Source organism: Streptococcus mitis (assembly GCF_009496205.1).
Taxonomy (GTDB): domain Bacteria; phylum Bacillota; class Bacilli; order Lactobacillales; family Streptococcaceae; genus Streptococcus; species Streptococcus mitis_BN.
This window is the reverse complement of the sequence record NZ_WIJO01000023.1, coordinates 1-15,619: the sequence shown is the minus strand read 5'-3', so window position 1 is coordinate 15,619 and position 15,619 is coordinate 1. Positions and strand designations below refer to the sequence as shown.

At 40.1% G+C, this 15,619-nt stretch carries 14 protein-coding genes; 12 read left to right on the top strand and 2 right to left on the bottom strand.

The features are described from left to right. The 8 genes from rpoD (at position 1) to GEZ85_RS05285 (ending at position 5,895) form a co-directional block, all read left to right on the top strand. Positions 1-1,110 (top strand): RNA polymerase sigma factor RpoD, encoded by a 1,110-nt coding sequence (gene rpoD / locus GEZ85_RS05320; RefSeq protein ID WP_000201903.1) that lies wholly within the window; start codon positions 1-3, stop codon positions 1,108-1,110. 14 nt (positions 1,111-1,124) lie between these two features. After that, on the top strand, positions 1,125-1,454 hold the full coding sequence (locus GEZ85_RS05315) for a metal-sulfur cluster assembly factor (protein WP_000331925.1): 330 nt from the start codon (positions 1,125-1,127) through the stop codon (positions 1,452-1,454). Positions 1,455-1,569: 115 nt separating this feature from the next. Beyond that, positions 1,570-2,613, top strand: coding sequence for an alpha-galactosylglucosyldiacylglycerol synthase (cpoA, locus tag GEZ85_RS05310; protein WP_228112203.1), 1,044 nt, complete (start codon positions 1,570-1,572; stop codon positions 2,611-2,613). A gap of 15 nt (positions 2,614-2,628) precedes the next feature. Next, a complete protein-coding gene (locus GEZ85_RS05305) occupies positions 2,629-3,954 on the top strand; it encodes a glycosyltransferase family 4 protein (RefSeq protein WP_153209693.1) in 1,326 nt (441 codons plus the stop codon). 29 nt (positions 3,955-3,983) lie between these two features. Next, positions 3,984-4,160, top strand: a complete 177-nt coding sequence (locus tag GEZ85_RS05300; RefSeq protein ID WP_153209692.1) for a PspC domain-containing protein — start codon at positions 3,984-3,986, stop codon at positions 4,158-4,160. Positions 4,161-4,218: 58 nt separating this feature from the next. Further along, positions 4,219-4,353: a DUF4044 domain-containing protein gene (locus GEZ85_RS05295; RefSeq protein ID WP_000863859.1), complete on the top strand. Its 135-nt coding sequence runs from the start codon at positions 4,219-4,221 to the stop codon at positions 4,351-4,353. 63 nt (positions 4,354-4,416) lie between these two features. Continuing rightward, positions 4,417-5,727 (top strand): GTPase ObgE, encoded by a 1,311-nt coding sequence (obgE, locus tag GEZ85_RS05290; RefSeq protein ID WP_083996404.1) that lies wholly within the window; start codon positions 4,417-4,419, stop codon positions 5,725-5,727. A 9-nt stretch (positions 5,728-5,736) separates the two neighbouring features. Further along, entirely contained in the window at positions 5,737-5,895 is a 159-nt protein-coding gene (locus GEZ85_RS05285) for a hypothetical protein (RefSeq protein ID WP_049546460.1), read from the top strand. Positions 5,896-5,939: 44 nt separating this feature from the next. On the opposite strand, the gene GEZ85_RS05280 is transcribed toward GEZ85_RS05285, so the two are convergent. Beyond that, positions 5,940-6,410, bottom strand: a complete 471-nt coding sequence (locus tag GEZ85_RS05280; RefSeq protein ID WP_153209691.1) for an arginine repressor — start codon at positions 6,408-6,410, stop codon at positions 5,940-5,942. Positions 6,411-6,881: 471 nt separating this feature from the next. After that, positions 6,882-9,164, bottom strand: coding sequence for a Xaa-Pro dipeptidyl-peptidase (locus GEZ85_RS05275; protein ID WP_153209690.1), 2,283 nt, complete (start codon positions 9,162-9,164; stop codon positions 6,882-6,884). A gap of 288 nt (positions 9,165-9,452) precedes the next feature. On the opposite strand from GEZ85_RS05275, the gene GEZ85_RS05270 reads away from it, so the two are divergent. The 4 genes from GEZ85_RS05270 to GEZ85_RS05255 form a co-directional block, all read left to right on the top strand. Then, positions 9,453-12,554 carry a DNA polymerase III subunit alpha gene (locus tag GEZ85_RS05270; RefSeq protein WP_194251519.1) on the top strand — a complete coding sequence of 1,034 codons (3,102 nt, stop codon included), beginning with the start codon at positions 9,453-9,455 and terminating at the stop codon, positions 12,552-12,554. 81 nt (positions 12,555-12,635) lie between these two features. Further along, positions 12,636-13,643 (top strand): 6-phosphofructokinase, encoded by a 1,008-nt coding sequence (gene pfkA, locus GEZ85_RS05265; protein ID WP_000820863.1) that lies wholly within the window; start codon positions 12,636-12,638, stop codon positions 13,641-13,643. Positions 13,644-13,699: 56 nt separating this feature from the next. Continuing rightward, positions 13,700-15,205, top strand: a complete 1,506-nt coding sequence (pyk, locus tag GEZ85_RS05260; protein ID WP_153209688.1) for a pyruvate kinase — start codon at positions 13,700-13,702, stop codon at positions 15,203-15,205. Between the two features lie 85 nt (positions 15,206-15,290). Continuing rightward, a partial coding sequence (locus tag GEZ85_RS05255; RefSeq protein ID WP_194251518.1) for a transposase occupies positions 15,291-15,619 on the top strand: 329 nt, incomplete at its 3' end.

Below are 15,619 nucleotides of genomic sequence, written 5' to 3'. Positions count from 1 at the left end.
ATGGCAACAAAACAAAAAGAAGTAACAACATTTGATGTACAAGTAGCAGAATTTATCCGTAATCATAAACAAAAAGGGACAGCAACTGATGATGAAATTAATGCAAGTCTGGTGATTCCTTTTACCTTGGATGCTGATGGGATTGAAGATCTCTTGCAGCGAATTCAGGATGCAGGGATTTCTATCACAGATAACGAAGGAAATCCGAGTGCGCGTGTTCTTAGTACTGAAGAAGAGCCAGAACTCAGCGATGAGGACTTGATTGGTTCAACTTCGGCTAAGGTCAATGACCCTGTTCGTATGTACTTGAAAGAAATCGGAGTCGTTCCTCTCTTGACCAATGAAGAGGAAAAAGAATTGGCACTAGCTGTTGAAGCGGGTGATATCGAAGCCAAACAACGTCTTGCGGAAGCCAACCTTCGTTTGGTTGTTTCTATTGCTAAACGCTATGTCGGCCGTGGTATGCAGTTCCTTGACTTGATTCAAGAAGGGAACATGGGCTTGATGAAGGCGGTTGACAAGTTTGACTATTCTAAAGGCTTCAAGTTTTCAACTTACGCAACTTGGTGGATTCGTCAGGCTATCACTCGTGCTATTGCGGATCAAGCTCGTACTATTCGTATCCCAGTCCACATGGTTGAAACGATTAACAAGCTTGTTCGTGAACAGCGTAACCTTCTTCAAGAATTGGGGCAAGATCCAACACCAGAACAAATCGCTGAACGAATGGATATGACACCTGATAAGGTTCGTGAAATCTTGAAGATTGCCCAAGAACCGGTATCCCTTGAAACTCCAATCGGTGAAGAGGATGATAGCCACCTTGGGGACTTTATCGAAGATGAAGTGATTGAAAATCCAGTGGACTATACAACTCGTATTGTCTTGCGTGAGCAGTTGGATGAGGTCTTGGATACTCTTACAGACCGTGAAGAAAATGTTTTGCGTCTGCGTTTTGGGCTAGATGATGGTAAAATGCGTACCCTTGAAGATGTTGGTAAAGTCTTTAACGTGACTCGCGAGCGTATCCGTCAGATTGAAGCTAAAGCTTTGAGAAAACTACGCCAACCAAGTCGCAGCAAACCGCTTCGTGATTTTATTGAAGACTAAGAGTGAGGATGAATATGGCTTATACAGAAGAGCAAATTGAAAACATCAAAACACGAATTTTATCAGCCTTGGAAGAAGTGATTGACCCTGAGTTGGGAATCGATATTGTCAATCTTGGTTTGATTTATGAGATTCGTTTTGACGGCGACACAGGGCAAACAGAGATTGATATGACGTTGACAACTATGGGTTGTCCCCTGGCAGATCTTTTGACAGACCAGATTTATGATGCCATGACAGAGGTGCCAGAAGTAACGGATACTGAGGTCAAATTAGTTTGGTATCCAGCCTGGACTGTTGAAAAAATGAGTCGCTATGCACGCATTGCCCTAGGCATTAAGTAAACAAATAAAAGCATGTGAGAGATTATTGGAAAAGCGAGGAAATTTCCTCTTCTTTTCCTCTAGTCTCTCCTTTCTTTTGCTGATTTTATTCAAAGAAAATGATATAATAGTAGTTATGGAAAAAAAGAAATTACGCATCAATATGTTGAGTTCAAGTGAGAAAGTAGCAGGACAAGGAGTTTCAGGTGCCTACCGTGAATTAGTTCGTCTTCTTCACCGTGATGCCAAGGACCAATTGATTGTTACAGAAAATCTTCCAATAGAGGCAGATGTGACTCACTTTCATACAATTGATTTCCCCTATTATTTATCAACATTCCAAAAGAAACGCTCAGGAAGGAAAATTGGCTATGTGCATTTCTTGCCTGATACACTTGAGGGGAGTTTGAAAATTCCATTTTTCTTAAAGGGAATTGTGAAACGCTATGTATTTTCTTTTTACAACCGGATGGAGCACTTGGTTGTGGTCAATCCGATGTTTATTGAGGATTTGGTGGCAGCTGGTATTCCACGTGAAAAAGTGACTTATATTCCTAACTTTGTAAACAAGGAAAAATGGCATCCTCTTCCACTGGAAGAGGTAGCGAGACTGCGTACAGAGCTAGGTCTTAGTGACAATCAGTTTATCGTAGTAGGTGCTGGTCAAGTTCAGAAACGCAAAGGGATTGACGATTTTATCCGTCTGGCTGAGGAATTGCCGCAAATTACCTTTATCTGGGCAGGTGGTTTCTCTTTTGGTGGTATGACAGATGGTTATGAACGTTACAAGAAAATCATGGAGAATCCCCCTAAAAATTTGATTTTTCCAGGTATTGTGTCACCAGAGCGAATGCGTGAATTGTATGCCCTAGCGGACCTTTTCTTGTTGCCTAGTTACAATGAACTCTTTCCTATGACTATCCTAGAAGCTGCCAGTTGTGAAGCTCCTATTATGTTGCGTGATTTGGATCTTTATAAGGTGATTTTGGAGGGCAATTATCGGGCGACAGCAGATAGAGAAGAGATGAAAGAAGCTATTCTGGAATATCAAGCGAATCCTGATGCTTTAAAAGATTTGAAAGAAAAAGCTAAGAATATTTCTAGAGAGTATTCAGAAGAGCATCTGTTACAAATCTGGTTAGACTTTTATGAGAAACAAGCGGCTTTAGGGAGAAAATAAAAAGTGAGGTAATCTATGCGAATTGGTTTATTTACAGATACTTATTTTCCTCAGGTTTCAGGTGTTGCGACCAGTATTCGAACCTTGAAAACAGAGCTTGAAAAGCAGGGGCACGCTGTTTTTATCTTTACGACGACAGATAAGGATGTCAATCGTTATGAAGATTGGCAAATTATCCGCATTCCAAGTGTTCCCTTCTTTGCATTTAAAGATCGCCGCTTTGCCTATCGAGGCTTTAGCAAGGCGCTTGAAATTGCCAAACAGTATCAGTTAGATATTATCCATACTCAGACAGAATTTTCTCTTGGCTTGTTGGGGATTTGGATTGCGCGTGAATTGAAGATTCCAGTTATCCATACCTATCACACTCAGTACGAAGACTATGTGCATTATATTGCTAAGGGGATGCTGATTCGTCCGAGTATGGTCAAGTACCTAGTCAGAGGTTTCCTTCATGACGTGGATGGGGTTATTTGCCCGAGTGAGATTGTCCGTGATTTGCTATCTAACTATAAGGTTAAGGTGGAAAAACGGGTCATTCCGACTGGGATTGAATTAGCCAAGTTTGAGCGTCCAGAAATCCAGCAAGAAAATCTAAAAGAACTACGTAGTAAATTAGGAATTCAAGATGATGAACAGATGTTGCTTAGTCTTTCTAGGATTTCCTATGAAAAAAATATTCAAGCAGTTTTAGCAGCCTTTGCAGAAGTTCTGAAAGAAGAAGACAAGGTTAAACTGGTGGTAGCTGGGGATGGTCCTTATCTGGATGACCTCAAAGAGCAAGCCAAGAAACTAGAGATTCAAGACTCAGTCATCTTTACAGGGATGATTGCTCCTAGCGAGACCGCTCTTTATTATAAGGCAGCAGATTTCTTCATTTCAGCATCAACAAGTGAAACGCAAGGTTTGACCTACTTGGAAAGCTTAGCCAGTGGAACGCCTGTCATTGCTCATGGAAATCCTTATCTGGACAATCTCATCAGTGATAAAATGTTTGGAACCTTGTATTACGGTGAACATGATTTAGCTGGAGCTATTTTAGAAGCCTTGATTGCAACGCCAGATATGAATGAGCATACTTTATCAGAGAAGTTGTACGAGATTTCAGCTGAGAACTTTGGGAAACGAGTGCATGAGTTTTATCTGGATGCCATCATTTCAAATAACTTCCAGAAAGATTTGGCTAAAGATGATACGGTCAGTCAGCGTATCTTTAAGACAGTTTTGTATCTACCCCAACAGGTGGTTGCTGTGCCCGTAAAAGGCTCTAGACGCATGCTGAAGGCTTCAAAAACGCAGTTAATCAGCATAAGAGATTATTGGAAAGACCATGAGGAATAGAAAGAGGAACAGCCATGAAAAAACAATTAATGAGAAGTAGTCTTGATAAAAAGATTGCGGGTGTTTGTGCCGGAGTGGCCCATTATCTTGATATGGATCCAACTATCGTTCGCGTAATATGGGGTGTTCTTGCTTGCTGTTACGGAGCTGGGATTGTAGCTTATATCATTTTATGGATTATAGCACCTGTATCAACTGACTATTGAAAACTAGCTGAATTCATGCTAAGATAATAGAAAATAGAATGTAACGAAGGAGAGAAAAATGGCATTTGGAGATAATGGAAATCGTAAAAAAACTATGTTTGAGAAAATAACCTTGTTTATCGTGATTATCATGCTAGTAGCAAGTTTATTGGGAATTTTTGCAACTGCAATTGGTGCCCTCAGTAATCTATAAAATAGATTCAAGAAAATTTAGTGACTGGGATTTCCCAGCCCTTTTTTAAAGTGAGAAGAAAAAATGAGTATGTTTTTAGATACAGCCAAGATTAAGGTCAAGGCTGGTAATGGTGGTGATGGCATGGTTGCCTTTCGCCGTGAAAAATATGTCCCTAATGGCGGTCCTTGGGGTGGTGACGGTGGTCGTGGAGGGAATGTCGTCTTCGTTGTAGACGAAGGTCTACGTACCCTCATGGATTTCCGCTATAATCGCCATTTCAAGGCTGATTCTGGTGAGAAAGGAATGACCAAAGGGATGCATGGTCGTGGAGCTGAGGACCTTAGAGTTCGAGTGCCACAAGGTACGACTGTGCGTGATGCTGAGACAGGCAAGGTCTTGACAGATTTGATTGAACACGGTCAAGAATTTATTGTAGCCCACGGTGGTCGTGGTGGTCGTGGAAATATCCGCTTTGCGACACCAAAAAATCCTGCACCGGAAATCTCTGAAAATGGAGAACCAGGTCAGGAGCGTGAATTACAATTAGAACTAAAAATTTTGGCAGATGTCGGTTTAGTAGGATTCCCATCAGTAGGGAAATCAACACTTTTAAGTGTTATCACATCTGCTAAACCTAAAATTGGTGCCTACCATTTTACGACTATTGTGCCAAATCTAGGAATGGTTCGTACCCAATCAGGTGAATCCTTTGCAGTAGCTGATTTACCAGGTTTGATTGAAGGGGCTAGTCAAGGTGTTGGTCTAGGAACTCAGTTCCTCCGTCACATTGAGCGTACACGTGTTATCCTTCACATCATTGATATGTCAGCTAGCGAAGGCCGTGATCCATATGAGGATTATCTTGCCATCAATAAAGAGCTGGAGTCATACAATCTTCGTCTCATGGAGCGTCCACAGATTATTGTAGCCAATAAGATGGATATGCCTGAGAGTCAGGAAAATCTTGAAGAATTCAAGAAAAAATTAGCTGAAAACTATGATGAATTTGAAGAGTTACCAGCTATCTTCCCAATATCTGGTTTGACCAAGCAAGGTCTAGCAACGCTTTTGGATGCTACAGCTGAATTGCTAGACAAGACACCAGAATTCTTGCTCTACGACGAGTCAGATATGGAAGAAGAAGCTTACTATGGATTTGACGAGGAAGAAAAAGCCTTTGAAATTAGTCGTGATGACGATGCAACGTGGGTACTTTCTGGTGAAAAACTCATGAAACTCTTCAATATGACCAACTTTGATCGTGACGAATCAGTCATGAAATTTGCCCGTCAATTACGTGGTATGGGGATTGATGAAGCCCTTCGTGCTCGTGGTGCTAAAGATGGCGATTTGGTCCGCATTGGTAAATTTGAGTTTGAATTTGTAGACTAGGAGACTGGTATGGGAGATAAACCGATATCTTTCCGAGATGTGGATGGCAATTTTGTTTCCGCCGCAGATGTTTGGAATGAAAAGAAATTGGAAGAACTATTTAATCGTCTCAATCCAAATCGTGCTCTGAGATTAGCACGAACTAAAAAAGAAAATCCATCTCAGTAAAGAATATAACAAAATTCCGTGCCTCATCAGGACACGGGATTTTGCTATTCACCAAAGAAAAATGGTGGGGCGAATTTTTTCAGATCTTCAAAGCAATGTTGAGCAGCTTCTGCATCTTCACAGATGACAAGACAGACATCATCACCACAGAGGGTAGCGATAGCGTCAGGGAAACTCAAAGCATCAATGATAGAACCAAATGATTGAGCCAGTCCAGGAAGGGTTTTTAGTAGGACTTGGTGTTGAACTGGGCGCATCAAGACAAGGGCGTCTTCCATGTAGAGTTCGAGACGTTTTTCCCATTTTGAGATAGAACCTGTATTAAGCACGTAGTAAGAGTTATCCTCTTCTCGAACTTTTGACAGGTTCATATTTTTGATGTCGCGTGAGAGAGTTGCCTGGGTAACTTGAATGTCATTATCAGCAAGAAGGGCTTGCAACTCAGCCTGTGTATGAATCTTGTTTTTTGCAACAAGAGCGCGTATGAGTTGGTGTCGGTGTTCAGATTTATTCATAAAATGTTACTCCTTGTACTAGGTACAGAAAGCGTGGACTGAACGAAATCGTCAGTCGGGTGGTAAGCGGTATTGTCACGTATGATGATTTCAAAGTCAGTAGTATAAGACTAAATGGAGAAAATCTCCCTCTTTTAACTTGTCACTAGTTGGGTGCAGTTGAATTGGATATCTATCCCTTCATCTACATTGCTGTTCTTTACTGACAGTGAATCATTTAATTAGGGTAGCATTTTGTCACGGCTTGTTGTGAATTTACAATCAAAGGTAATTCACAGAGATTATCCAACATGCGGTGTGGTAGCGTGTATGATAGAGGGTTACACATGTTGGTTAGGGGTGTTAGTATCATTTGTCCAAGGTTCAGCAGCTGGGGTAGTATAATCTGTTCTTTGGACAGGATTTGATACCAAATTTATGTTTCGTTAGACTATTCAAGTGGAGATTTTTCCATACTGAATGTCTGTTACATTATACCTTTTGACAAGGTAAGATAAGTGTAGACTGTTCAAGATCAACAGTCAGGTGGTAAGCGGTATTGTCACGTATGGTGATTTCAAAGTCAGTAGTATAAAGGACTAAACGAAGAGTATCTCCTTCTTTTAGCTTGTAAATAGTTGGTTGCAGTTCAAATTGCACATCCATCCATTCATCTGCAGTGATATCCTCGACTAACAGTAAATCATTTCTATTCTGTAAATTGAGGTAGCCTTTTGTCACGACTCGTTGTGCATTTGGTCTAAATGGCAATTCACAGAGATTTTCTAACATGTGGTAGCGTCCATTATCAATGGTTTTAGCACTTAAAATAGCTGGATAAGGTTGTAGGTATTTCTTTTGTCCAAGTTCCAGTAGTTGAGCAGATAAAAGCCCCTTGTTTGTACTGGATTTGATACGAAGATTGAGTTGAGCGCGACCGTTCAAGTGAATGTCTTTAGTCAAAGGAAGGTCAATAGTAATTTGATTGGCTTTCCCTTGATAGAGTTCTGTATTGAAGGTCTGGTAGGTCTTACCATAACGCTCAAAATCCTCATCTGAGTACTGGTTTTGAATAACCTGCTCTTCTTGACCAAGTGAGAAGGTTTCAGAGTTCTCTTGCTGACCGAAGTTATCAATTGATAACCAAGTCTGAGGGGCTGTATTGTCCTGCCAGATAACAGTAGGAAGTTGGAAATCTGTATCCTGTCCCAGTAATTTCTTTGTCAACAAAGCATTCATGGACTCACGGAAGTCAATGGACTGCCAGTTGTTCATGTAAACATGTGCGCCATTATGGAAAAAGAGGTGCTTGTTTATATGATTAGGAAGAGCATGGAACATCTGGTAAACATGAAGTGGTTTGACATTCCAATCCTGAGAACCGTGGGTAAAGACAACCTCTGCCTTTACTTTATTAGCATTGAGCAGATAGTTGCGGTCATGCCAAAACTGGTTATAGTCACCAGTTTTGCGATCTAACTGCTCTTTTACTTTTTCTAAGTCACTTTGGTGAGCTTCATTGCCACGGGTATAGTCGCCAGCCAAGAGATTACGAGAATAGGTTAACTCAGCAAGGGAGTCAAAGTCCTCACCTGGATAACCACCTGGGCTGGTCACCAGACCGTTTTCACGATAGTAGTTGTACCATGATGAAATTCCTGCCTCGGCAATGATGACTTCTAAACCATCGACGCCTGTAGTAGCAAGACCATTTGACATGGTACCTAGATAGGAAAGTCCAGTTGTGGCTACTTTTCCATTTGACCAGTCAGCCTTGACTTGACGTTGGCGCGTGTGGTCGGTAAAGGCACGGCAACGACCATTGAGCCAGTCGATGACATTTTTATAAGCCTCGATTTGCTGGTAGTCCCCATTAGTCATGAAACCAGTAGAGTCTTTAGTACCAACACCTGAAACATAGAGATTAGCAAAACCTCGTGGGAGGAAGTAGTCGTTGAGTGTATAACTAGCGTTGATGTGCGTTAGCCTTTCCTCAGCTTCTGACACAAGCTCAGCTTGGCCTTGAGGTTGGACGAGATTTAGTTGAGGTTCTTCTAGCTCAATCTTGTGAGCAGGTTTGACCTCAAGCTCGCCCTCCATCTTGTAGAGAGCCTTGTCGCTCGCCTTGTCATTTGTTCCCTGATGGTAGGGACTAGCTGTCATGATAGCAGCGATTTGTCCATCATAACGAGGACGAATAATGCTGACTTTGACTAAGTCTGGTAGACCTTTTTGGTCAGTATCAACACGAGACTCAACGTAGACCACTTCTCGAATAGCATCATGACTGGAAAAAGTTGCTAAACTCTTGCCGTTAAAGTAGTGGTAGTCATTATCCTCCGGAATAAGACCGTCGCTGACAAGTTGGTCGATAAGAGTATTTCCCTTTTTGGTTCGAGTATTGAGCAACTGATAGAGATTTTCAATCAAGTCACCATACACAATGGGAAATCCAGTCTCTTTACGAAAAATATCACTGTCTTCGAAGTCAACCAAATAAGAAAAGCCTAGAAGTTGAAAGGCTAGAGTGTAGAAAATATCCGCAGTCAACTCTTTGTCTGACTGAAAAAAAGTCAGTAAGTCAGTTTCTTTATCAACTGCCAAACTGGATAGAGGATAGGCATTATCTTTATAATTAAAAAAGAAACGAATAAGAAACGCCTCAAGCATTTTTTTATTTGTAATATTGACTGGTAAATCAAATCCATACTTTTTTAATTCAAAGATAATTCTATCTCTAGGTAGCGCTAAATAGCTAAATTGATTAAAACGCATAAAATCTCCTTTTATTGAAATTTATTAAGGTTATTATATCAAAAAATAGAGAGAAAAGAAACTATAAAAATCAAAAGAAATGAGCAGAAAGAAAAAATAGTATTTATGAAATAAACATGTAAAATGATAAGCTTAAATACAAAAATATTAGCTATGCTGTTGAAAATCGGGCAAGGATCGTCTAGTCAACTATGATTTGAGCTATTAGACATTAAAGCATCAGTAATACTAATAGAAATTTAAAGAAAATGGTATAATATAGTGAGAATGATAGAGGAGAAGTGTAAATTGATCGCACAACTAGATACAAAAACAGTCTATAGTTTTATGGAGAGCGTCATTTCGATCGACAAGTATGTGAGAGCAGCAAAAGACTATGGATACACTCATCTGGCTATGATGGACATTGACAATCTTTATGGGGCTTTCGACTTTCTAGAGGTTACAAAAAAATACGGCATTCATCCTTTGTTAGGGCTTGAAATGAATGTGCTTGTAGATGATAAGGATGTGAATCTGCGCTTTTTAGCTTTATCTAGTGTGGGCTATCAGCAGTTGATGAAACTTTCTACAACCAAGATGCAGGGGGAGAAAACTTGGTCAGTTTTATCTCAGTACCTAGAGGATATTGCGGTCATTGTGCCTTATTTTGATGGACTGGAGTCGCTAAATCTAGGCTGTGATTATTATATTGGTGTTTACCCAGAAACACTGGCAAGCGAATTTCATCATCCTATTTTGCCACTTTATCGGGTCAATGCCTTTGAAAGTAAGGATAGAGAAGTTCTTCAAGTATTAACAGCGATTAAAGAAAATCTACCGCTCAGAGAAGTTCCTTTGCGTTCACGACAAGATGTCTTTATATCGGCAAGTTCTTTAGAGAAACTATTCCAAGAACGTTTTCCTCAAGCCTTGGAAAACTTAGAAAAGCTTATTTTAGGTATTTCTTATGACTTGGATACTAGTCTAAAATTGCCTCGTTTTAACCCAGCTAGACCAGCAGTAGAAGAGTTGAGAGAACGCGCTGAACTGGGGCTTGCTCAGAAGGGGTTAACTGGTAAAGAATATCAAGATCGTCTAGACCAAGAATTGGCTGTTATTCATGATATGGGCTTTGATGATTATTTCTTGGTTGTTTGGGATTTGTTGCGTTTTGGACGTTCGAATGGCTATTATATGGGAATGGGACGGGGTTCTGCAGTAGGCAGCTTGGTTTCCTATGCCTTAGACATCACAGGGATTGACCCAGTAGAGAAAAATCTGATTTTTGAACGTTTTCTCAATCGTGAACGCTATACCATGCCTGATATTGATATTGATATCCCAGATATATATCGTCCAGATTTTATCAGGTATGTTGGCAATAAATATGGTAGTAAACATGCGGCTCAAATCGTTACCTTTTCTACCTTTGGAGCCAAACAGGCTCTGCGTGATGTCTTGAAACGCTTTGGTGTTCCAGAGTATGAATTATCCGCAATTACTAAGAAAATCAGTTTTCGTGATAATCTCAAGTCGGCCTATGAGGGGAATCTCCAGTTTCGTCAGCAAATCAATAGTAAGTTAGAATACCAAAAAGCCTTTGAAATTGCCTGCAAGATTGAGGGATATCCAAGACAAACATCTGTCCATGCAGCTGGTGTTGTAATCAGTGACCAAGATTTGACAGACTATATCCCACTAAAGCATGGTGACGAAATTCCACTGACTCAATATGATGCTCATGGAGTTGAAGCAAGTGGACTTTTGAAGATGGATTTTCTGGGGCTACGAAATTTGACCTTTGTCCAGAAAATGCAAGAGTTGCTTGCTGAAACAGAAGATATTCACTTGAAAATTGAAGAAATCGATTTGGAAGATAAAGAAACGCTAGCTCTTTTTGCCTCTGGAAATACAAAAGGTATCTTTCAATTTGAACAACCTGGTGCCATTCGCCTACTCAAGCGTGTTCAACCAGTCTGTTTTGAAGATGTTGTAGCAACTACTTCCCTAAATCGACCAGGTGCTAGTGATTATATCAATAATTTTGTAGCTAGAAAGCATGGGCAAGAAGGAGTGACGGTTCTGGATCCAGTGCTGGAGGATATTTTGGCTCCAACCTACGGCATTATGCTCTATCAGGAGCAGGTTATGCAGGTTGCTCAGCGATTTGCTGGATTTAGTCTTGGGAAGGCCGATATTTTGCGTCGGGCTATGGGAAAAAAGGATGCCTCTGCTATGCATGAGATGAGGGCTTCCTTTATTCAGGGAGCATTAAAAGTAGGTCATACTGCGGAAAAGGCAGAGCAGGTCTTTGATGTTATGGAAAAGTTTGCAGGTTATGGTTTTAACAGGTCACATGCCTATGCATACTCAGCCTTGGCCTTCCAGTTGGCTTATTTCAAAACACATTATCCAGCCATTTTTTATCAGATTATGCTGAATTCTGCCAACAGTGATTATGTAACAGATGCCTTAGAAGTAGGTTTTAAAGTAGCCCCATTGTCCATCAATACTATTCCCTATCACGATAAAATTGCCAACAAGTCTATCTATCTAGGTTTGAAATCGATTAAGGGGCTCAGCAAGGATTTGGCGCTTTGGATTATCGAACATCGACCCTATTCTAACATCGAAGATTTTTTAGCTAAACTACCTGAGAATTATTTGAAACTTCCTTTGCTGGAACCTTTGGTAAAAGTTGGTCTTTTCGATTCATTTGAAAAAAATCGTCAAAAAGTATTCAATAATTTAGCTAATCTATTTGAATTTGTGAAAGTGTTAGGAAGTTTGTTTGGAGATACTATTTATAGTTGGCAGGAGTCGGAAGATTGGACGGAACAAGAAAAATTCTATATGGAACAAGAGCTTTTAGGGATAGGTGTTAGCAAACACCCACTGCAAGCTATTGCAAGTAAGGCTATTTACCCAATTACACCAATCGGAAATTTGTCAGAAAATAGTCACTCAATTATATTGGTTGAAGTTCAGAAAATAAAAGTAATTCGTACCAAAAAGGGCGAAAACATGGCTTTCTTACAGGTAGATGATAGTAAGAAAAAATTGGATGTCACTCTCTTTTCAGACTTATATCGTCAGGTTGGGCAGGAAATAAAAGAGGGAGCCTTCTACTATATAAAAGGAAAAATCCAGTCACGTGATGGTCGTCTGCAAATGATTGCACAAGAAATAAGAGAAGCAGTTGCTGAACGCTTTTGGATACAGGTAAAAAATCATGACTCGGATCAAGAGATGTCACGTATTTTAGACCAGTATAAAGGCCCAATCCCAGTCATCATAAGGTATGAAGAGGAACAGAGAACAATTGTTTCTCCCCATCATTTTGTAGCTAAATCCACTGAATTAGAAGCGAAATTGAATGGAATAGTTATGAAAACGATTTATCGCTAAAATTACGGAAAATAGAAGAATTTTCAACGTAAATGTGGTATAATCAGTAAGAATGTTAAAAGAAAAAGGAGCATAACCAATATGAAACGTATTGCTGTTTTGACTAGTGGTGGAGACGCCCCTGGTATGAACGCTGCCATCCGCGCAGTTGTTCGTCAAGCAATTTCAGAAGGAATGGAAGTATTTGGTATCTATGATGGATATGCTGGTATGGTTGCTGGTGAAATTCATCCCCTAGATGCAGCTTCAGTAGGAGACATCATTTCTCGTGGTGGTACTTTCCTTCACTCAGCTCGTTATCCAGAGTTCGCTCAACTTGAAGGGCAACTTAAAGGGATTGAGCAATTGAAAAAACACGGAATCGAAGGTGTAGTTGTTATCGGTGGTGACGGATCTTACCACGGTGCTATGCGTTTGACTGAACATGGCTTCCCAGCTATCGGTCTTCCAGGTACAATCGATAACGATATCGTTGGTACTGACTTCACAATCGGTTTTGATACAGCGGTTACGACTGCTATGGACGCTATCGATAAGATTCGTGATACGTCATCAAGTCACCGTCGTACTTTTGTTATCGAAGTTATGGGACGTAACGCAGGTGATATCGCTCTTTGGGCAGGTATCGCAACTGGTGCTGATGAAATCATCATTCCTGAAGAAGGCTTCAAGATTGAAGATATCGTAGAAAGCATTAAATGTGGTTATGAGTGTGGTAAAAAACACAATATCATCGTCTTGGCTGAAGGTGTGATGTCAGCGGCTGAATTTGGTCAAAAACTAAAAGAAGCTGGAGACACAAGTGACCTTCGTGTGACAGAACTTGGACATATTCAACGTGGTGGTTCTCCAACTGCGCGTGACCGTGTTTTGGCATCACGTATGGGTGCACATGCTGTTAAACTTCTTAAAGAAGGTATCGGTGGTGTTGCGGTTGGTATCCGTAACGAGAAAATGGTTGAAAACCCAATTCTTGGAACTGCAGAAGAAGGAGCATTGTTTAGCCTTACTGCAGATGGTAAGATTGTGGTTAACAACCCACACAAGGCTGACCTTGAGCTATCTAGCTTGAATAAGAGCTTGTCATAATTTATAATTTAGTTAATAAGACCAAAAAGGTCATATATAAAGGAGTCACAAAAATCATGAATAAACGTGTAAAAATCGTTGCAACTTTGGGACCTGCGGTAGAAATCCGTGGTGGTAAAAAATTTGGTGATGACGGATACTGGGGTGAAAAACTTGATGTTGAAGCTTCAGCTAAAAACATTGCCAAATTGATTGAAGCTGGTGCTAACACATTCCGTTTCAACTTCTCACACGGTGACCACCAAGAACAAGGTGAGCGTATGGCAACTGTTAAACTTGCAGAAAAACTTGCAGGTAAAAAAGTTGGTTTCCTTCTTGATACAAAAGGACCAGAAATCCGTACAGAATTGTTCGAAGGTGAAGCTAAAGAGTATTCATACAAAACTGGTGAGAAAATCCGTGTTGCAACTAAACAAGGAATCAAATCAACTCGTGATGTGATTGCATTGAACGTTGCTGGTGCTCTTGATATCTATGATGATGTTGAAGTTGGTCGTCAAGTTTTGGTTGACGATGGTAAACTTGGTCTTCGTGTGGTTGCTAAAGATGATGCAACTCGTGAATTTGAAGTTGAAGTTGAAAACGATGGCGTAATTGCTAAACAAAAAGGTGTTAACATCCCTAACACTAAAATTCCTTTCCCAGCTCTTGCTGATCGTGATAACGATGATATCCGCTTCGGTCTTGAACAAGGTATCAACTTCATCGCGATTTCATTCGTACGTACTGCTAAAGACGTTAACGAAGTTCGTGCAATCTGTGAAGAAACTGGAAATGGACATGTTCAATTGTTCGCTAAAATCGAAAACCAACAAGGTATCGATAACTTGGATGAAATCATCGAAGCTGCTGATGGTATCATGATCGCTCGTGGTGACATGGGTATCGAAGTACCATTCGAAATGGTTCCAGTTTACCAAAAAATGATTATCACTAAAGTCAATGCTGCAGGTAAAGTTGTTATCACTGCAACAAACATGCTTGAAACAATGACTGAAAAACCACGTGCAACTCGTTCAGAAGTATCAGACGTATTTAACGCTGTTATAGACGGAACTGACGCTACAATGCTTTCAGGTGAGTCTGCAAATGGTAAATACCCACTTGAGTCAGTAACTACAATGGCTACAATCGACAAGAACGCTCAAACTCTTCTTAACGAATATGGACGTTTGAACTCAGATTCATTCGAACGTAACTCTAAGACAGAAGTAATGGCTTCAGCTGTTAAAGATGCTACTAACTCAATGGACATTAAATTGGTTGTAACTCTTACTAAGACAGGTCACACTGCACGTTTGATCTCTAAATACCGTCCAAATGCTGACATCTTGGCATTGACATTCGACGAATTGACAGAACGTGGATTGATGTTGAACTGGGGTGTTATCCCAATGTTGACAGATGCTCCATCATCAACTGATGATATGTTCGAAATTGCTGAACGTAAAGCAGTTGAAGCAGGTCTTGTAAAATCTGGTGACGATATCGTTATCGTAGCTGGTGTACCACTTGGAGAAGCTGTTCGTACAAATACAATGCGTATCCGTACAGTACGTTAATCTAACATTAAAAAGCCTATCATATTAAGTGAACTGCACCCCAAAAGTTAGACAGAAAAAATCTAACTTTTGGGGTGTTTTTATTATGAAATTAACTTATGATGATAAAGTTCAGATCTATGAACTTAGAAAACAAGGATATAGCTTAGAGAAGCTTTCAAATAAATTTGGGATAAATAATTCTAATATTAGGTACATGATTAAATTGATTGATCGTTACGGAATAGAGTTCGTCAAAAAAGGAAAAAATCGTTACTATTCTCCTGATTTAAAGCAAGAAATGATTAATAAAGTCTTACATGAAGGCTGGACTAAAGATAGAGTTTCTCTTGAATACGGCCTCCCAAGTCGTACGATACTTCTTAATTGGCTAGCACAATACAAGAAAAACGGGTATACTATTGTTGAGAAAAC